The sequence below is a fragment of the Halomonas maura genome, from assembly GCF_030409305.1.
Lineage (GTDB): Bacteria > Pseudomonadota > Gammaproteobacteria > Pseudomonadales > Halomonadaceae > Halomonas > Halomonas maura.
On the sequence record NZ_JAUFPQ010000033.1, the window covers coordinates 1 to 18,703 of the forward strand.

An 18,703-nucleotide genomic window follows, 5' to 3' on the forward strand; every position below is an offset into this window, starting at 1 on the left:
GGCGGCCGGCCCGGCTGATGCCGGCGCCGCGGCGGGCACGGCCTGGGAAGCCGGCGGCGCACTGGCCGGGGCCTCGCCCTGGCTGGCCGGCGGCGAGCCGGGGTCGCCGCGCAACGGCAGCGGCGTCTGTGCCGGCTTGGGCACGCCCTGGGGCCGGAAGGCCAGCATGCGCAGCAGGGTCATCTCCAGGGCGGTGCGCAGATCGGGGGCGTGGGCCATGTCGCCGCGGCCCTGGATGCCGATCTGATAATAGAGCTGGATGTCCTCGGCGGTGAAGCGCGAGGCCAGCGCCAGCAGCGTCTCACGGTCGCCGTGACCGTTGTCCAGGGCCTCGGGCACCATCTGGGCCACGGCCAGGCGATGCAGCACGCCGGTGACGTCGTCGAGCACGCCGGCGAAATCCGGGCCCTGCTCGGCCAGGGCCGCCACCTCGGCGAGCACCCGGGCGGCGTCGACCTCGGCCAGCGCCTCGAGCAGCGCCAGCACGTGGCGATGGTCCAGGGTGCCGAGCATGGCCGCCACGTCGGCATGGCGCACCTCGCCCTGACCGAAGGCGATGGCCTGGTCGGTCAGGCTCATGGCGTCGCGCATGGAGCCCTCGGCCGCCTTGCCCAGCAGCCACAGGGCGCTCTCTTCGAAGGGTACCGCCTCGGCCTCGAGTACCGTGGAGAGGTGACCGACGATACGCTCCGGCGGCATGTGCTTGAGGGTGAACTGCAGGCAGCGCGACAGCACCGTGGGCGGCAGCTTCTGCGGGTCGGTGGTCGCCAGCAGGAACTTCACGTGGGGCGGTGGCTCTTCCAGGGTCTTGAGCAGCGCATTGAAGCTGCTGGTGGAGAGCATGTGCACCTCGTCGATGAGGTACACCTTGTAGCGCCCCTGGGTCGGTGCGTACTGCACGTTGTCGAGCAGCTCGCGGGTGTCCTCCACCTTGGTGCGCGAGGCGGCGTCGACCTCGATCAGGTCGACGAAGCGCCCCTGGTCGATGGCCTCACAGCTCGGGCACTGGCCGCAAGGGGTGGAGGTCACGCCCTCGTCGCCCCGCCCATTGGCAGTGCAGTTCAGGCACTTGGCGAGGATCCTCGCCAGCGTGGTCTTGCCCACGCCGCGGGTCCCGGTGAACAGGTAGGCATGGTGCAGCCGGCCCTGATCCAGGGCGTTGACCAGGGCACGCTGGACGTGCTCCTGGCCGACCAGTTCATGGAAGGTACGCGGCCGCCACTTGCGGGCCAGAACCTGATAGCTCATGCAGCTCGGAATCCTTGCAGCTGGGCTGGCTGGCAGCCGAACACGTCAACCCGCCGGGGCGAGACTCGCTCGCCGACAGGCCCGGGGAAAGTCGCTTCATTCTACCGGGTGGCGGCCGAGGCGCAAAGGTCGGGGCCGTCCCGGCCGGCGATGGCGGCTGCCCCCGGGCTTGCGCCGCCTCCGCCGGCGCGCCACAGTGGCGCCATCGCCGTGGCCCACGCCGGCGCCCGCGGCCGCCCCTTCAGGCACGACAGTCAGGACACCCGATGGACAGACCCTCGCCCCGGTTCCGCACGGCCGTTCTCTGCCTCATGGTCGCCGCCATGGTGCTGATGTCCTGGCTGGATACCGCCGACCGCCGCACGGAGGCCTATGTCGATGCCGCCATGGTCCAGGCCCTGGCCGCCTTCGCCACCGCCCGCGCCCTGAATGGCGGCATCTCGGTGCTGCAATCCACCGAGGTGGGCGTCGGGGTGGCCAGCACCCAGCCGCTGGAGATGCTCGATCCACTGAACGACATGGTCGAGGACTACGCGGATGTCATGCAGCTGTCGATCGGTTCCCTGGTCACCCAGAAGGTGCTGGTCGAGATCGTCTCCACCGAGGCGTTCAAGCTGCTGCTGACCCTGGGCGGCCTGCTGCTGGTCCTCAGCCTGTTCCTGCGAGGGGGACGCCATGCGCCCGTCTTCCTCAAGGCCTTCCTGCTGGCCTCGCTCGCCCGCTTCCTGTTCGTCGTCGCGATGCTGCTCAACGGCCTGGTCGACCAGGCGGTCATCGACGCCCGGGCCGAGGCCAACATGGCCACCGTCGACGAGCTGGCCAGTGACATCGCCGGGCTGGAGGGCCGCGCGGCGCTGGACGAACGCTCCCGGGACGCGCTCGAGGAGCGCCTGGCCGGGTTCGAGGCGGACAGGCAGCGTCTGGCGGCCGAGCGGGCCGAGGGCCGGCGGCGCCTGCAGGCGGCCAGGGCCGCGGTGGGCCGGGCCAACACCGAGCTGGCCCACCGCGAGGGCCAGATGGGGCTCGTCGAGCGGCTCAACGTCTTCCACGAGGACCCCGCCCAGGCACGCCTGGAGCGGCGTCTGGATGCACGGCGCGAACGGCGGGACGAGAGCCGCGAGGCGCAGCGCCGCCTCGACGAGCGATGGGAGCGGCTCGAGGCGCAGATCGCCGAGACCCGCCAGACCCTGAGCGGCGAGCCGGACGAGGGCTGGCTGTCCGGCCTGACGGCGCGGCTCGCCTCGCTGCGCGACGCGGCGAGCCTCGAGGCCCTCTCCGGCCGGGTGGAGGGGTCGATCACCGCCATGCTGACCCTGATGGCGTTGTTCGTGTTCCGGACCCTGCTGCTGCCCCTGGCCATGCTCGTCCTGCTGCTCAAGGGCTTCCGGCTCATCTGGCGGCTCGACCACCGCCGCTGGCTCGGCCGGCGCGCCGGGCCCACCCCGGGCGAGGGTTGAGCGCGGCGCGATGCCAGGCGCCCTCAGGGCTCGCACAGCCGGCCGCTGCCACGGATCTCGGCGAGCCGAGCGCCGGCGATGCCGCGGATACGCGTCAGCTCGGCGGCGTCGTGCCAGGGACGCCCGGCGACGATGGCCGCGGCCCGCGCCGGGCCGACATGGGGCAGGGTCTCCAGCGCGGCCCGAGCACTGGCGTTGAGGTCGACACACCGGGCCGCCATCTCGGCGGCGTCGCCCCTGGCCGGGATCTTCAGCCGGCCACCGTGCAGGGCCAGGTAGACCGGGGCATGGTCCGAGACGCGCTCCCGGGCCCGCGCATGGTCGAGGCCCACCAGGGCGGGAAAGCGCACCATGCCGAGGTCGGCGGGACTCAGGCGGTCCGGGCGATACCAGATATTGTCGTAGCGGCTGGCGTAGCGCCCGTCGGCCTCGGAGAGGGTGGTCGCCTGGTCGGCGAGGGCCGGCACCGCGCCCAGCGCGCGCAGCGGCGCCCAGGCCGCGTGGTCCGCCGGCAGGTTGAAGTCGCCCATCAGCAGGCGGGGAGTCTCGGGATGGGCCTCGGCGAGCCACTGCCAGTAGTCGGCCAGGGCGGCGATCTCCGGCAGGCGATCGTCGATACCCTCGCCATAGATCACGTGCACCGAGGCGGCCACGAAGGCCTCGCCGCTCTGGCGGTCGCGAAACCGCGCCGAATAGGGCTCCCGGGCGAACACGTCGCCAGGGTCGAGGTACACCACCGCCCCGTCGAGGTACTCGACCTCGGCCTCCCGCCACAGGAAGCCGTAATGCTCCTGGTAGCGGCCACGCCCCAGCGCGTGGCTGGCCATGGCCGACCAGGGCTCGCCCGAGGCGGCCTCGAGGGCCCGCTCCAGCCGCCCCAGCGCCGCCGGGTCCATCAGTTCCTGTACCGCCAGCAGGTCGAAGTGGTCGGCCACCCGGGCGATCAGGTCGACGCGCTTGTCGTTGTTCCAGCCGAGATGCTCGATGTTCCAGCTGCCGACCACCGCATCGGCCCTGGCCGACACCGACAGCACGGCGAGAACCGCCGCCATGGCAAGACGTTGCATGCCCTTCCCTCCGACAAAGGGCGCCATCCTGCAGCGCCGCATCGGGCAGTGCAATAGCGGCAGGCTCGGGAAAGGGCCGGCGAGGCCAGGTCGGTCTGTTAGGCTGAGGGCGCCCCACGGGCCACAGCAACAGCGGAAAAGGGACGGACCGCATGATCGCCATACTGACCTGGACCCTCGTCGCCGTGATCGCCACGGCCATCGTCTGGAAGGGCAGCGGGCTGCTCGAGAGCAGCAGCGAGCGCCTCTCGGCCCATTATCGGCTCCCCGATATCGTGCAGGGCGCCATCGTGGTCGCGGTGGGGTCGAGCTTTCCGGAACTCTCCACCACCGTGATCTCGACCCTGCTGCACGGGGAATTCGAGTTGGGCGTGGCGGCCATCGTCGGCTCGGCGCTGTTCAACATCCTGGTGATCCCCGCCGTCTCCGGCCTGGCCAGCCACCAGGCGCTGACCGCCAACCGCGACCTGGTCTACAAGGAGGCCCAGTTCTACATGATCGCGGTGGCAGTGCTGACGCTGACCTTCTCCTTCGCCGCCATCTACCACCCCGTGCCCGACGACGCCGGCGCCATCCGTGGCGAAATGACCCGCTGGCTGGCCCTGATGCCGGTGGCACTCTACGGGCTCTACCTGTTCGTGCAGTACCAGGACACCCTGGAGTACGAGGCGGAGGTGGATGCCCGGGACATCCGTCCCGGACGCGAGTGGGCCCGGCTCGCGCTGTCGCTGGGGGTGATCGTGGTCGGCGTGGAGGGGCTGGTCCAGGCGGCCATCCATTTCGGCGAGATCTTCGGCACGCCGAGTTTCCTGTGGGGCATCACGGTGGTCGCCGCCGGCACCTCGATCCCCGATGCCTTCGTCTCCATCCGCGCCGCCCGCCAGGGCCGCGGGGTGACCAGCATCGCCAACGTGCTGGGCAGCAATACCTTCGACCTGCTGGTATGCATTCCCGCCGGGGTGCTGATCGCCGGCACCGCCGTGGTCAACTTCTCCATCGCCGCGCCGATGATGGCCGCCCTCACCGGCGCCACCGTGGCGCTGTTCCTGATGATGCGTACCGGCATGGTACTGACGCGACCGGAGTGCGTGGCCCTGCTGGTGCTCTATGCAGGCTTCCTGGCCTGGATCGGCGCGGAGACCTTCGGGGCCGTGGACTGGGTGCCGAGCCTGCCGCCCCGCTAGGAGCCTGTCGGACTTAACGCTGACCTACTGCGATTCCCGGGCTTTCGGCCAACTTCATTCGATCTGCTTCGTTAAATAGCACGCTATTCGCCTCAACAGATCGATAAAGTTGACTCGAAATCCGGGAATCTCGTGACGATCGGTCAAATCCGACAGGCTCCTAGGCGACAGGCCCGGCGGCCCGAAGGACGCCGGGAACGGCCTACTGGACGGTTTCCTGCTCGCCGAAGCGGCCCGCGAAGAGCGCCGAGGTGAGGTAGCGCTCGGCGCTGTCCGGCAGCACCACGACGATGTTCTTGCCCTGGTGCTCGGGCTGGCGCGCGATGCGCAGCGCGGCGACCATGGCGGCGCCACAGGAGATGCCGCAGAGGATGCCCTCCTCCTGCATCAGCCGATGGGCCATGGCGATCGCCTCGTCGTTGTCCACGGTCTCGATCTGATCCACCAGCGACATGTCCAGGTTGGCGGGCACGAACCCGGCGCCGATGCCCTGGATCTTGTGGGGGGCCGGCGTCAGCGTCTGCCCGTTGCGCGCCTGGGTGATCACCGGCGAGTCGACGGGTTCCACGGCCACGGTGGTGATCGCCTTGCCGCGGGTCTGCTTGATGTGGCGGGACACGCCGGTCAGGGTGCCGCCGGTGCCCACCCCGGCCACCAGGATATCGATCTCGCCATCGCTATCCTCCCAGATCTCGGGGCCGGTGGTGGTCTCGTGGATCCGCGGGTTGGCCGGGTTCTCGAATTGCTGGGGCAGGAAGTACTTGCCCGGTTCCGCCTCGGCCAGCTCCTCGGCCTTGGCGATCGCCCCGGGCATGCCCTTGGCCGGCTCGGTGAGCACCAGCTCGGCGCCCAGCGCCTTGAGCACCTTGCGCCGCTCCAGGCTCATGGAGGACGGCATGGTCAGCACCAGCGGATAGCCCCGGGCGGCGGCCACGAAGGCCAGGGCGATGCCGGTATTGCCGCTGGTGGGCTCGATGATGGTCATGCCGGGCTTGAGGGCGCCACGCTCCTCGGCATCCCAGATCATCGCCGCACCGATGCGGCACTTCACCGAGTAGGCGGGGTTGCGCCCCTCGATCTTGGCCCAGATCGTCGCGCCCTCGTTGACCCGGTTGAGCCGCACCAGCGGGGTATTGCCGATCGACTGCGAGTTGTCGTCGAAGATTCGCGCCATGAAACACTCCTTTTCCTGGGATGATGGGCCGTCAGGCCTCGCGGGAGGCGGCCTCGAAGCCGCTCAACACGTTGACGGCATTGATGCCGATCGCTGCCACCGCGTAGCCGCCCTCGAGCAGGAAGGTCGTGGGCAGGCCCAGGGTGGCGAGGCGTCGGCCGAGTTCGGTGAAGTCGTCGCTGGTCAGCTTGAAGGCGCTGATCGGGTCGTGCTCGAAGGCGTCCACCCCGAGCGAGACCACCAGCACCTCGCAGCCGGCGGCGCGGATGCGCCCCAAGGCGTCATCCAGGGCCCGGGACCAGGCGTCGAAGGCGGTGCCCGGCGCCATGGGGTAGTTGAGGTTGTAGCCCTGCCCTCGCCCGCACCCGGTCTCGTCGGCGTGGCCGAGGAAGTAGGGGAAGCAGCTGCGCGGGTCGCCGTGCAGCGAGGCGAAGAGCACGTCGTCCCGGGCGTAGAAGATCTCCTGGGTGCCGTTGCCATGGTGGAAGTCGACATCCAGCACGGCCACCCGGGCCGCGCCCTGATCGAGGGCATGCTGGGCGGCGATGGCGGCATTGTTGAAGAAGCAGTAGCCCCCGAACTGGTCACTGGCAGCGTGGTGGCCCGGCGGCCGGCACAGCCCGAAGCTCGGCTCGCCGGTCGCCAGGGTATGCGCCATGGCGGACAGCGCGATGTCCTTGCTGGCCGTGGCGGCCTCGAAGGTACCCGCGCAGATCGAGGTATCGGCGGACTGAGCATAGTGGCCCAGGCGACCATCGATATGCTCGGGGATCACGTCGTCACGCAGCCTCCGCGTCGGCCAGATCCAGGCGATGGCCTCGCCGGTCCGCCCCGCCGCCTGCCACTCGTCCCAGCAGCCGGCGATGAAGTCCACATAGCCGCGATCGTGCACGGCCAGCACCGGTGCCAGGCCGAAGCTCCCGGGCTCGCGCACCTCACCAAGGCCGACCTCGCGCACCCGCTTGAGCACCAGCTCGACCCGCTCGGGACTCTCGTAGGGCACCACCAGGCGCCCGCCATCCAGCTCGGTGCGCGCCCGGCGCCGGAGGGTCTGGTCACTGTAGAAGGTCAACATGTCACGCCCTGCCCCTGTCTGGATCGAATGCGGCGAGACCGCCCGGGCCGATCGACCGGCAACATGGGGCTCCCCGACCCGCTAGCTTGCCACCGGTGCGCGGGGTGTGACACCCCAGAGCGCCGGACATTGAGCCTTCCGGGGCGGCGACGACTCAGCTCGCCGGCAGGGCCTGGCGCTCGAGCTCCTGCTTCATGGTCTCGTCCAGTTCCAGGCCCGAGGCCAACTGGTCGAGCCAGGCACGCTCCATGGGGTCCTGGTCATCGATCACCGCCACGCTGACCAGGTACATCTCCCGGGCCGCCTGGGGCGAGTCGGCCTGGCGCGCCAGGGCCAGGGCATCCAGCGGCGCCGTGAGCTGCCGCTCGATCCAGGCATGCAGGTCGTCATCGGCACCGAGGGCGTCGATCTGCTCGGTGATCCGAGCCCGCTCACGCTCGTCGATATGGCCATCGGCCCGGGCGGCCATGATCATCGCCTGCAGCAGCGCCAGGCTGCGCTGCTCCTGGACCTCCCCTTGCAGGCGCTCCATGGGCTGCCCCTCGTGAGCCTCGTCCGCCGAGGCACCGCCCCGGGTATTCTGCCAGGCCTTCCAGGCCAGCATGCCGGCCCCGGCGATGGCGCCGTACTTGAGCGCCTTGCCGCCAAGCTTGCGGCCACGCTTGGAGCCGACCAGCAGGCCCATGGCCCCGCCGCCGAGCAGGCTCTTGATGTCGACACCACCGCCCTGGCCGGCGCTCCCGCCCGAGCCGCCCCCGCCCTTGAGCTGGGACGACAGGCCATCCACCAGGCCCTGCACGTCGACACCGCCCTGGCGGCGTTGACCACCGGCCTGCTGCATCAACTGGTCGAAAATTCGCTTGGCGTTCATCAGGATCTCCTTGTCGATGAGGGCATCCCCTTCGATAGCATCCCTCGGCGTTCGTTTCATCGTCCGGCCGGCATCGGGAACTGGGGCGGCGCCTCGAGGACACGGGGCGGCCAGCGGTCACGAGGGGCTAAGCGGGCGCGAACGCTCGCGGGGGCTGTCAAGCAGGGCAAGACAAGAGCCGGGGGAGGTGACGGCCAGGAGAAGGATCGGGAGGCCGCAAATGGAGGCGGCCCCGACAGCCACATCCCGGCACACGCGTCCACCACTACCGTTGCTCCCTTCCGGGCCTGGCGGGGTTTGCGGCTTAGCGTTGCGGGAGGACCGACGGGGCCACCACAGCGGGCACTGAATGCGCCGAAGTCGACGTTGGATCAAGCACTTGTCGAACGCCGCGCACTATACCAAGGGGGCGCGTCGTGAGCAAGGCACGATTGTCTGTCGGTGCGTCCGCGCCGCGTTGACCACAAGGATGTGAGAAGCGTTCCTCTGATGTAAGGTGAGAGATGGTTCATGCTTCCCGCCCGGGACGGTCGCGGGGAGTTTTCCATATTTCCGAACAGGAGGCGCACCATGAAAAAGGATCCCAACAAGGGCTATATCGCCCTGCTTGGCTGGAGCCTGAATGCCATCGAAGCCGCCGAGAACTTCGATCGACGCTATGTCGTGGTGGCGCCGGACTGGGCGGAAGACTACTGCAAGCAGCACGACATCCCCTATGTATCCTGGAACTTCGAGCGCCTCAACGACCGCTCCATGGAGATCGCCGAGACCCTCAAGGAGATGGGCGTCAACGTGGCGATTCCGCTGTTCGAGGAGACCGTGGAATGGGCCGGCGCCATCAACTCGGTGCTGCTCGACAGCCCCCGCCTCTACGGTCAGTCGCTGCTGCTGCGCGACAAGGCCCTGATGAAGCGCCGCGCCCAGCTGGGCGGGATCCGCGTGGGGATCTTCGAGGAGGCCCACGACAAGGAAGACGTCATCCGTTTCCTCAAGCGGGTCAACCAGACGCTGCTCAAGCTGGATGGCGACCCCAACGACCCGATCCATCTCAAGGCCTTCGACAAGGCCGGCTGTCTCGGTCACCGGGTGATCCGCACCCCCGACGAGGTCGATACCATCCCCGAGGAGGAATTCCCGGTGCTGATGGAGTCGCACCTGGACGGCTGGGAGTTCGCGGTGGAGGCCTGGATCCATAACGGCAAGATCGCCTTCCTCAACATCTCCGAGTACGTGACCCTGGGCTATTCGGTGTTCGTGCCCGCCTCGCCGGAGCTGGAGAAGTACCGTCCCCAGATCACGGCCCAGATCGAGAAGCTGATCAAGACCTTCGACATCGAGTTCGGCCTGATCCACCCCGAGTACTTCGTCACCAGCGACGGCGAGATGTACTTCGGCGAGGTCGCCTACCGGCCGCCCGGGTTCAAGGTCTTCGAGCTGCTGGAGCGGGTCTACGGCTTCAATGCCTACCAGGCCAGCATACTGGTCTTCGATCCCAAGGCCACCGCGGAGGAGGTCAAGGCGTTCTTCCCGAAGGAAGTGGTCGATGCCGACGGCTTCGCCGGCTGCTTCGGGGTCTATCCGCGCCGCCGGGTGGTCAGCCGCCTGGAGATTCCCGAGGAGGTCGAGGAAGACCCCTATTTCGAGTCCCACGAGCTGACCACGCCCATGGAAGAGACGGTGACCAAGCGTACCGCCTTCGGCACCCACTGGGGCCTGGTGTACTTCAAGGGCGATGACCCGCATCGCCTGCGCGATCTCCTCAAGCATCAGGAAGAGCTTGATTTCTATGTCTGAAGGGGGCGTCATGAGATGCATGACAGCCTGACGACGAGGAGTCGGCGTGACGACGCAACCTGACGATCAACGCGGAAGCCTGGCTTCCGCCACCTCGGACAAGCTCACCGGCCTGCTGGTGAAGCTCGACGAGGCCATCGAACTGCTGGCCTCGGCACGAGACTTCGCCAAGCCGGGCAAGCTGCCCCGGGTGCTGGACACGGCCCGCCGGGTCATGCTGCTCGACGGGGGCTGTGCCGCGGTGGAAGCCCGTGCCGAGAGGCTCGAGGCGGCGGGGGTGTTCCAGGGCTCCGACTGGGCCACCCCCCAGTACCTGGTGCCCTCGCTGACCACCCAGGCGCTGAAGAGCCCCGATGCCAACACCGTGGTGGTGGAGGCGCTGAGCGAGCTGCGCCTGCTGGCCGTGGCCAAGGGCGATCTGCTGCATCCCCTGGTCTCGTCCGAGCAGGCCCACCACTACCTCACCCAGGTGATGGCGCTCAACCTGTGGCTGTTGTTCGGCGCCCCGACCGAGGCCGAACGCGAGACCCAGGGCCGGCTGGCCCAGCTGCCCCGCCAGCTGTTCCAGCACCTGGCGCGACGCATCGGCTATGAACACATCATCGACAAACTGATCGAGGAGATCTGGCGGATCCTGCAGCAACGGCCGATCCAGGTGGAATCGGTCAAGCAGATGATCACCCAGATCGCCATCTGCCAGGCCAACCCGGCCATCGACCTGGGCGCCAGCGGCCAGGGCGCCGATCGCCTGGTCAGCTCGCTGTTCGGGCCTACCCAGGCCAGCCGGGAGGATCCCGGCCTCGAGGTGTATCGCGAGCGCCTGTCGAGCATGGACACCACCGCCCTCCAGGCGGAGGCCACCGGCTTCGCCCGCTCCATGCATGACACCGGCCTGGTCTCGGCCTACCACCCGGTGCTGCTGCGCCACCTCACCGAGCACAGCGATCACCTCATCTCCGAGGCGCTGGGCCTCTCCTCCACCGGGCGCGACTGCCTGCTGTGCTACCGCGACCTGGTGCATGCCCTGATCCGTGCCGGGGTCCATGCCGCCACCCCCCAGGCGGCCTACGGCCTGGCCCTGATGCTCGAGCGCGGCATCCTCTACCAGCCCCCCGTGGCCCCGGCCATGTGGCGCCAGCTGGGGCTGCCGGTCTCCGAGTGGTCGCAGCTGCGCCTCAACCTGGCCTTCGGCGAGACGATCTCGCCCCGCGCCCGACTGCTCGAGGGGGTGCTGTGCATGCTGGGCCTGCCGCTGGGGGTCGGCCAGGGCAACAACCCCACCTGCCAGTCGGCGAGAGCCCTGTCGATGTGGGCCTACAACGACCCGGACTATCTGCTGCAGATGGTCGCCTGGGCGGCCCGCGACGACGAGATCATCATGCACTTCGAGGGCATGCCACTGTCCTCGATGGCCAGCCTGGCGGGGGTCTCGGGCGAGTTGCCCATGGACCTGGACCCGGTCTCGCTGATCGTGGTCCCGCACCTGGATCGCATCTATGCCGAGATGGGGCGGCGCTGCATCGGCCGCGAGGGCGACCCGCACCGCTGGGTGAACCCCGAATTCCATGGCTGGTGGTCGGGCCGCGGCTTTCGCATCAACGTGGACGTGGCCAGCGGCCAGTTGCATGACCTGGACGCCTTCCTGCGCCACTTCTATGCCAGCTACCACCCCTACTACAACGGCAATCAGCCACTGATCCACCCGCAACCGGCGGGCATCGCCGTCACCGACAGCGCCGCCCGCTTCATCGGCTGGCATGCCATCACCCTGCTGCGGGTCAACCTGGACCCCTCGGACGTGATGCGGGTCTACTTCTACAACCCCAACAACGACAGCGGCCAGGACTGGGGCGATGGGGTCCGTGTCAGCACCGCCGGCCACGGCGAGCGCTTCGGCGAGGCCTCGCTGCCCTTCGAGCAGTTCGCCTCGCGGCTCTACATCTTCCACTATGATCCCCTGGAGCGCGGCGAGCTGGCCAAGGTCAGCCAGGTGGAGCTCGACGAGGTGGTCGGCTACCTCCAGCGCAGCTGGGGCGCCGATCGCCTGCCGCCCACCGGGCTGCAAGCCGACGAGGGCCCCTGACCCACCCGCCACCTTTCCGCCAACGGGGGCCCCGCCGCGGGCCGGCCCGCGGGGGATCACGGGTTTCGCCCTCGGCCGTCGCACACTGCCACGGGCGCCCCCTTCCCGTCGTGGCCGGGCGATATGGCATAATGCCGCCTTCGCTGCCGCCGGATGGCCCTCATGCCCCGCCTCGACCAACTGCTGCTCCGCCAGGGACTGGCCCGCTCCCGCACCCGCGCCCAGCGCCTGATCCGCCATGGACGGGTGCGCCGCCTCGACGACGGCCGGGTGCTGACCCGACCCGGGGAGAAGCTACCCGAGGCGGTGCCCCTGGCGGTCGAGGAGGACCCGGAAGAGCGCTACGTCTCCCGGGCCGGCCTCAAGCTGGAGGCGCTGCTCGAGGCATTGGCGCTGCCCCTGACGGGCCGGACGGTGCTGGACGTGGGCCAGTCCACCGGCGGCTTCACCGACTGCGCCCTGCAGCATGGCGCGGCCCATGTGATCGGCGTGGAAGTGGGCCACGACCAGCTCGATACCGGCCTGCGGGAGGATGCCCGGGTCACCTGCCTGGAGGGGCTCAATGCCCGCGCCATGCGCCACGACCCCCGGCTCACCACGGCCCTGTCCCGCCACCCGGCGGAGATCGCGGTGATGGACGTTTCCTTCATCTCCCAGACCCTGATCCTGCCCGAACTGGGCGCCCTGCTGCCCGACGGAGGCGAGTTGCTGTCGCTGGTCAAGCCGCAGTTCGAGGTCGGTCCCGGCGGGGTCAACCCGCGGGGCCTGGTCACCGATGCCCGCCGCTACGCCGAGGTGGAGGCGCGCCTTCGCGAGGCCTGCGCGGCCTGCGGCTTCACGGTCCGCCACTGGCGGGAGAGTCCCATCCGCGGCGGCGACGGCAACCGCGAATTCCTGCTCCACGCCCGGCGCCACTGAGTCGCCTCAGCGGCCACCGTCCCCACCGGCATCGCCGACGTCCCCGGGATCACCGTGCGCCCCGGGCGGCGGGTTGGCGGGAGGCTCGCCCTTGATGCGCCCCCCCTGGACCCGCGCCTTGGCGCCATCGGCCCGGTGCAGCCAGACATCCAGCTGGTTGAAGGCGATCTCCAGCCCATGCGCGGCGAACAGCTCGCCGACCCGGCCATTGATCTCGTCGGTGGCGAACAGCCGGTCGCCGAGGCTGTTGACGTAGATCCGCAGCTCGAACTCCAGGTTGCTGGTCCCGTAACGCATGAAGAAGACCTCGGGCGCGGGGTCATCCAGTACCCGGGGATTCTCCTCGGCGGCCTGGTAGAGCAGTTGCTGGACCCGCTTGTTGTCGGAGCCGAAGGCCACGCCGAAGGTCAGGATCACCCGGGTGATGTTGTCCGACAGCGACCAGTTGATCAGCTGGTCGGTGACGAAGGTCTTGTTGGGAATGATGATCTCCTTGCGGTCGAAGTCGGTGACCGTGGTGGCGCGGATGCGGATGCGGTGGACCGTCCCCGTGAGGTTGCCCAGCGTGATGGTGTCGCCGATCCGCACCGGCCGCTCGAAGAGGATGATCAGCCCCGAGATGAAGTTGGCGAAGATCTCCTGCAGGCCGAAACCGAGACCCACGCCCAGGGCGGCCACCAGCCACTGCAGCTTGCTCCATGACACGCCGACGCTGCCCAGCGCCATCACCACCCCGGTGCCGACGATGGTGTAGGAAAGCAGCGAGCTGATGGCGTAGGCGCTGCCCTGCTTGAGCTCCAGGCGGGAGAGCACCATCACCTCGAGCAGGCCCGGCAGATTGCGCGCCATGACCAGCGTCAGCGCCACCACCAGCAGGGCCACGAAGACGTCGGCGACCGACACCGCGCTCCCCACCAGGTCGGCACCCTCCTGGCCATCGCCGCCAATCACCATGACCCGATCGAGGTAGCTGAACACGGTCAGCAGATCGGACCAGACGAGATAGATCACCAGCAGGAAGCCGATCATCAGGATCAGCTTGGAAAGACGCAGCGACTGCTGGTTGACCTGCTGCATGTCGAGCGGGGGCTCCTCCACGACGTCTGCCCCATTGTCCCCGCTCTCCTGGGCCAGGGCCCGACGCCGGGCCACGGCGCGACGATAGGCCAGCCGCCGCGCCGCCACGGCCAGGCCGCGTACCACCGCGGCCTCCAGCAGGATCCACACCCCCAGCAGGTAGAGGGTGATCACGAAGCGCCCCACCAGGCTCAGTGCCGTATAGGCATAGCCATAGACGACCAGCCCCCCCAGTATCAGCGGTACCAGGGCCATCAGCAGCCCCAGCACCAGGCGGAACAGCTTGACGCCGAAGAACGGCGTATGGGCCAGGATCAGCTTGGCCAGGGACACGCTCATGCCGATCAGACCCGCCAGCAGCAGCGTCATCGCCAGCGGCCGCTGGGTAAGGTCGATCTCGGTATCTCGGGCCAGGGTGCCGATCATCAGCACCGGCACCAGGGCCACGGCCAGCCACAGCAACCACCAGCGCAGCCGAGCGGCATAGCCGGCGGGCCAGTAGAAATGACGGGTGGCGACCCCCTCGGGCACCAGCAGGCGGCGTGCCCAGGCGATCACCGCCCAGGTCAGCGACAGCTGGAGCAATGCCCAGCCGACCCCCACGGCAATGGCCTGGCCACCGAGGGTCAGCACCAGGCCTAAGGCGATCAGACACAACGGCCCCGGCAGGGCCAGCAGCAGGTTCAGCGCCAGGGCCAGGGGGGTATGCCCCTGGCTGTCGGCGCGGAGGTGGCCGACCTCGTCGTAGAGGCGCTTGACCCGCCGCCGGATCGGCCGACGCAGCGCCAGCAGCACGCCCGCCAGCAGCAACACCGGTGAGGCCAGCAAGGCCCCGGCGTCGGGCATGGCCCAGTGCCTGGGCAGGGCCTGACGCCACTCGCCCTCTTGCCACTCGGCCACCAGGTGGCTCGGCAGGCGCATGAGCCAGGTGAGGTCGAGGGGCTGGGCATTGGCCACCCAGAACAGCTGCTCGTTGATGGCGGAGCGCAGCGAGCGACTCGTATCCAGCAGCTGTTGCTGGTTGAGCTGCAGTTCGATGGCGGCGCTGAGCATCTCGCCATAGGTCGGCTCGAGCTGGTCAAGCAGCTCGCGACGGGCGAGCAGCAGCTGCTCCAGGGGTTCGATCAGGGCCGGTGTCGCCTCCGCCTCGGCATCGGCCAGCCGCTGGCGGGCCTGCTCCTGGGCATCCTTCAATCGCTCGCGCTGGCGCTCCAGGTCGAACTGCTGGAGACGCAGGTCGGCGATCTCGTCCTTGAGCCCGCTACGCACCTCGACCTGGGGCAAGGCCCGGCGCTGCTCGCTGAGGATCCGCGACAGCAGGGTGCTACCGCGGATGGCCTCGACATGCTCGCTCAACCCCCGTTGGAGCTGGCGTACCCGATCGAGCTGGCGGCGCACTTCCTGGTTCTGCCGGACCATGTCGTTGGCCCGGCTGGTGACCCGCAACAGCTCGAGGCTCAGCTCACGGTTGGCCTGCTGGGCCTCGACGATGACCGGATGACGCGCCACGCCCTCCGGCTCGTCGCGCACGGCCTGGGCGATCGCCTGTTCCGACTTCTCGCGCCGCTTGCTGTCGAGCTGCCGCTGCAGGGTCAGGACATGGGCCTCCTGGCTCGCCACCCGGCGCTGCAGCAGCTCGCGACGCTGCTGGGCCAGCTCCCGCAGGCGGGAGTTGGTGGCCAGTTCGCGCTGGTGGAGCTTCAGGCGCTGCTCGGCCAGCGCCTGTTCGATCCGCACCAGAACCCGTCGCGCGTCCTCCTCGGCGACGCCACGCGCGGCCAGCTGCTCGCGCTCGGCACGGTGTTCCTCGATGCTGCGGGTGGCCTCGGTGATGGCCTGCTGGGCCCGCTCGGGAAGGGTCTGGGTGCCGAGCAGGCGAGTCTCTACCTCGGCCAGCCGATCCTGGGCATCCTGCAGGGTCTCGGAGGCCTCGGCGAGTCGGGTCTCCAGCTCGCTCAGCTCGAGGGACTCGAGTTCCTCCAGTGACGCCGAGGTGGCCTCCTCGGGCGCCGAGGCCAGGGCCCGCCGCAGCTCACGCAGCTCCACCGGCGCCTGATCGACGCGGGTCTCCAGCTCGGCGAGCTGTGCCTTGACCGCCTCGAGCTCTTCCAGCGTCTCGATGGCCGCCCTCAGGGCATCGATGTCACGGGCCGTGGCTTCATCGACGGTCTGGCCTTCCTCGGGGGTGAGCGCAGACAGGCGTTTCTGCAGGGTCTGCGGGTCGGGAAGCGTCGGGACCTCGCTCTGCCCCTGCGCCGGGTTCGCAGCGAGCGCTGCGAGGCCCCCGACCAGCAAGAGGCAAACAATGTGAAAGACGAATGGACGGAGAGCGCGCGGCAATGCGTTCAAGGGAACCTCGGCGAGGGCGGAACCATGGGCGATGCCTGGGCATTCTCGACATCCGAGACCGGCAAGGCAATGCCTAGAGTCGCCGGATGGGCACAGTTGACTTGCCCCACCGGCGTGGTAGAACGGCATTCTCACTTCCGCCAGGATAGTCTGTCCATGACGCCGCCACGTTACCGATCCGGACTCGCTGCCGTCCTGCTGACCACCGGCCTGGCCCATCAGGCGCTGGCCCAGGGAGGCGAGGCACCGAGTGCCGCCGAACGGGAGGCGATCCGCGAACGCATCCAGTCCCTGGAGGTCGAACTCGAAGGCCTACGCGATCAACTGAAGACGGCCGACCCCACTCCCCTGCCCGCCGCGGCGCTCGAGGAAGAGGAGCTGGAGGAATCGGTGGCCAAGCGACGACTCCTCGAGGCGGAGTCCAATCGCAACCCCTTCGCCATCACCACCCACCGCCGCAACTACCTGTTGCCGCTTACCTATACCTCCTCGCCCAATGATGAGGCCTTCCGTGCCATCAATGACGAGGTGGACCCCGACCGGATGGAGATGAAGTTCCAGTTCAGCGCCAAGTTCAATCTGATCGACGATCTGATCTTCGGCAATGGCGACCTGTTCTTCGGCTATACCCAGCGCAGCTGGTGGCAGGCCTACAACGCGGATGCCTCCTCGCCGTTCCGGGAAACCAACTTCGAGCCCGAGGTCTTCCTGGACTTCGACAACAACTGGTCGCTGGCGGGCTGGACCAACATCCACAACCGCATCAGCCTCAATCACCAGTCCAACGGGCGATCCGCCCCCCTGTCACGGAGCTGGAACCGGGTCATCTGGACCAGCACCTTGATCAACGACGACTGGGCCGTGTCGCTATCGCCGCACTGGCGGGTCCCCGAGGACGAGAACCAGGACGACAACCCCGACATCCACAAGTACGTGGGCTACGGGGATGTCACCGTGGCACGTCGCCTGTTCGGCGATCAGGAGGCCAGCCTGCTGTGGCGGGGCAACCCCGGCAACGGCCATATGGGCGCCCAGCTGGATTACTCCTGGCCGCTGTTCGGCAAGATCCGCGGCCACATCCAGTACTACCATGGCTATGGCGACAGCCTGATCGACTACGACGACAGCGTGCAGCGACTCGGCGTGGGCTTCAGCCTCAACCCGCTGTTTTCTACCGGAACCTTCGCCCCCTGAGCCGCCGGGGATATTACGGCGGGCATGACGACTGCTATGCTGGAGCTGTCATTCACCGTCAGAGGAAGACCCGATGGCCGAGCGCACCTCCAAAGCCCAACAAGCGAGCACCTCTCGCACCCATGAGTCGACACGCCAGCTGAAGGAAGACCTGCATCACCTGACCCAGACCATCGAGGAACTGGTCAGCGCCACCGCCGATGACTCGCGCAGCAATATCAAGGAACTTCGCGCGCGCGCCGAGCAGCGCCTGCAGGACACCCGTGCCCGTCTCGAGGCCCGCGGCGAGCGCGCCTATCACGATGCGCGAGACTCCGTGACCCAGCAGGCCGACGCCTGTGACCGCTACGTCCACGACAATCCCTGGACCAGCATCGGCATCGGCGCCGCCGTCGGCGTGGTGGTCGGCATGCTGATCGGGCGTCGCTGATGGCGGGGAGCCAGGGACCGGCTCAGCGACTGCTCGGGGCCGGCAAGCGGCTGCTGTCCAGCCTGCTGGCGACCGGTGAGACGCGCCTGCGTCTCGCCGTGCTGGAACTGGAGGAGGAGCGCGCCCGGCTGGTGACGATCGCCCTGCTGGCCGGTCTCAGCCTGATCCTGCTGCTGCTCGGGCTCGGCACCCTCACCACCCTGATCATCGTCGTCTTCTGGGAAAGCCATCGCCTCACCGCCATCGGCGCGAGTGCCGCCGTGCTGTTGCTGGGCGGCATGCTGCTGGCCGCCTGGGTGATGCGCATGGCCCGCCAGCGCACCCTGCTGGCGAGCACCCTCAAGCACCTGGCCCTGGACCGCGAACTGGTGGAGAAGCACCGTGACTCGGACCACTGAGCCCAGCCGGCGCGAACGCCGGGCGGCCCTCGAGGCCACCATCGAGCAACAGCGGGTGGACCTGCTGGTCGCCGCCGATCGCTGGCAGGCGGCGGCGCGTCCGCTGGATGCCGGCTGGCAGGCCGTACGGCGTTATCGGGTGCCGCTCCTGGTGGTGGGCGGCCTGCTCCTGCTGCCGGTGGCGCGGCGCCCGGGCAGCGTGACCCGGCTGGGGAGAAAGGCGATCGTCGGCGCGCTGGCCGTGGATCGGCTGCGTCGCCTGCTGACCCGGTTCCGCTGAGCCCCCCGCCTGCCGCCTATCATGGCTCTGTAACCTAACGATGTTTCAGTCCTGTTATGATGGCATGACAACGATGTCATCATCGGGATCATCACAGGGAGCAG

At 68.9% G+C, this 18,703-nt stretch carries 15 protein-coding genes and 1 other RNA gene; 9 read left to right on the forward strand and 7 right to left on the reverse strand.

The window, feature by feature from the left end:
- The coding region (gene dnaX / locus QWY76_RS19850) for a DNA polymerase III subunit gamma/tau (RefSeq protein WP_290313303.1) at positions 1-1,248 on the reverse strand (1,248 nt) is incomplete at its 3' end.
- A 266-nt stretch (positions 1,249-1,514) separates the two neighbouring features.
- On the opposite strand from dnaX, the gene QWY76_RS19855 reads away from it, so the two are divergent.
- The gene (locus QWY76_RS19855) at positions 1,515-2,705 is read left to right on the forward strand and encodes a hypothetical protein (protein ID WP_290313304.1); all 1,191 of its coding nucleotides are present in this window, start codon (positions 1,515-1,517) and stop codon (positions 2,703-2,705) included.
- Between the two features lie 23 nt (positions 2,706-2,728).
- Here the strand turns inward: QWY76_RS19855 and QWY76_RS19860 are convergent, their stop codons facing one another.
- Positions 2,729-3,772 (reverse strand): endonuclease/exonuclease/phosphatase family protein, encoded by a 1,044-nt coding sequence (locus QWY76_RS19860; protein ID WP_290313305.1) that lies wholly within the window; start codon positions 3,770-3,772, stop codon positions 2,729-2,731.
- Between the two features lie 152 nt (positions 3,773-3,924).
- Here QWY76_RS19860 and QWY76_RS19865 point away from each other — a divergent pair, with 152 nt between their 5' ends.
- Positions 3,925-4,956 (forward strand): sodium:calcium antiporter, encoded by a 1,032-nt coding sequence (locus QWY76_RS19865; RefSeq protein ID WP_290313306.1) that lies wholly within the window; start codon positions 3,925-3,927, stop codon positions 4,954-4,956.
- Between the two features lie 202 nt (positions 4,957-5,158).
- Here the strand turns inward: QWY76_RS19865 and cysK are convergent, their stop codons facing one another.
- The 4 genes from cysK to ffs all read right to left on the reverse strand — a co-directional run bounded on the left by cysK (position 5,159) and on the right by ffs (position 8,403).
- Positions 5,159-6,130 carry a cysteine synthase A gene (gene cysK, locus QWY76_RS19870; RefSeq protein WP_290313307.1) on the reverse strand — a complete coding sequence of 324 codons (972 nt, stop codon included), beginning with the start codon at positions 6,128-6,130 and terminating at the stop codon, positions 5,159-5,161.
- Between the two features lie 31 nt (positions 6,131-6,161).
- Positions 6,162-7,205 carry a histone deacetylase family protein gene (locus QWY76_RS19875; RefSeq protein WP_290313308.1) on the reverse strand — a complete coding sequence of 348 codons (1,044 nt, stop codon included), beginning with the start codon at positions 7,203-7,205 and terminating at the stop codon, positions 6,162-6,164.
- A 154-nt stretch (positions 7,206-7,359) separates the two neighbouring features.
- A complete protein-coding gene (locus QWY76_RS19880) occupies positions 7,360-8,076 on the reverse strand; it encodes a tellurite resistance TerB family protein (RefSeq protein WP_290313309.1) in 717 nt (238 codons plus the stop codon).
- 230 nt (positions 8,077-8,306) lie between these two features.
- Positions 8,307-8,403, reverse strand: an RNA gene (ffs, locus tag QWY76_RS19885) — signal recognition particle sRNA small type.
- Positions 8,404-8,646: 243 nt separating this feature from the next.
- On the opposite strand from ffs, the gene QWY76_RS19890 reads away from it, so the two are divergent.
- The 3 genes from QWY76_RS19890 (at position 8,647) to QWY76_RS19900 (ending at position 12,871) form a co-directional block, all read left to right on the forward strand.
- A complete protein-coding gene (locus QWY76_RS19890; RefSeq protein WP_290313310.1) occupies positions 8,647-9,870 on the forward strand; it encodes an ATP-grasp domain-containing protein in 1,224 nt (407 codons plus the stop codon).
- Between the two features lie 46 nt (positions 9,871-9,916).
- A complete protein-coding gene (locus QWY76_RS19895; protein WP_290313311.1) occupies positions 9,917-11,953 on the forward strand; it encodes a hypothetical protein in 2,037 nt (678 codons plus the stop codon).
- Positions 11,954-12,115: 162 nt separating this feature from the next.
- Positions 12,116-12,871: a TlyA family RNA methyltransferase gene (locus QWY76_RS19900; RefSeq protein ID WP_290313313.1), complete on the forward strand. Its 756-nt coding sequence runs from the start codon at positions 12,116-12,118 to the stop codon at positions 12,869-12,871.
- Positions 12,872-12,877: 6 nt separating this feature from the next.
- Here the strand turns inward: QWY76_RS19900 and mscK are convergent, their stop codons facing one another.
- Complete coding sequence (mscK, locus tag QWY76_RS19905; protein WP_290313314.1) at positions 12,878-16,243, reverse strand: mechanosensitive channel MscK; 3,366 nt, start codon at positions 16,241-16,243, stop codon at positions 12,878-12,880.
- A 210-nt stretch (positions 16,244-16,453) separates the two neighbouring features.
- On the opposite strand from mscK, the gene QWY76_RS19910 reads away from it, so the two are divergent.
- From QWY76_RS19910 to QWY76_RS19925, 4 genes are all read left to right on the forward strand, one after another.
- A complete protein-coding gene (locus QWY76_RS19910) occupies positions 16,454-17,491 on the forward strand; it encodes a phospholipase A (protein WP_290313315.1) in 1,038 nt (345 codons plus the stop codon).
- Positions 17,492-17,564: 73 nt separating this feature from the next.
- Positions 17,565-17,921 carry an ElaB/YgaM/YqjD family protein gene (locus QWY76_RS19915; RefSeq protein WP_290313316.1) on the forward strand — a complete coding sequence of 119 codons (357 nt, stop codon included), beginning with the start codon at positions 17,565-17,567 and terminating at the stop codon, positions 17,919-17,921.
- Complete coding sequence (locus tag QWY76_RS19920; protein ID WP_290313317.1) at positions 17,921-18,319, forward strand: phage holin family protein; 399 nt, start codon at positions 17,921-17,923, stop codon at positions 18,317-18,319. Before QWY76_RS19915 ends, QWY76_RS19920 begins: the two co-directional genes overlap by 1 nt.
- A complete protein-coding gene (locus QWY76_RS19925; RefSeq protein WP_290313318.1) occupies positions 18,303-18,599 on the forward strand; it encodes a YqjK family protein in 297 nt (98 codons plus the stop codon). The genes QWY76_RS19920 and QWY76_RS19925 overlap by 17 nt, the downstream gene beginning before the upstream one ends.
- Positions 18,600-18,703 lie beyond the last annotated feature (104 nt).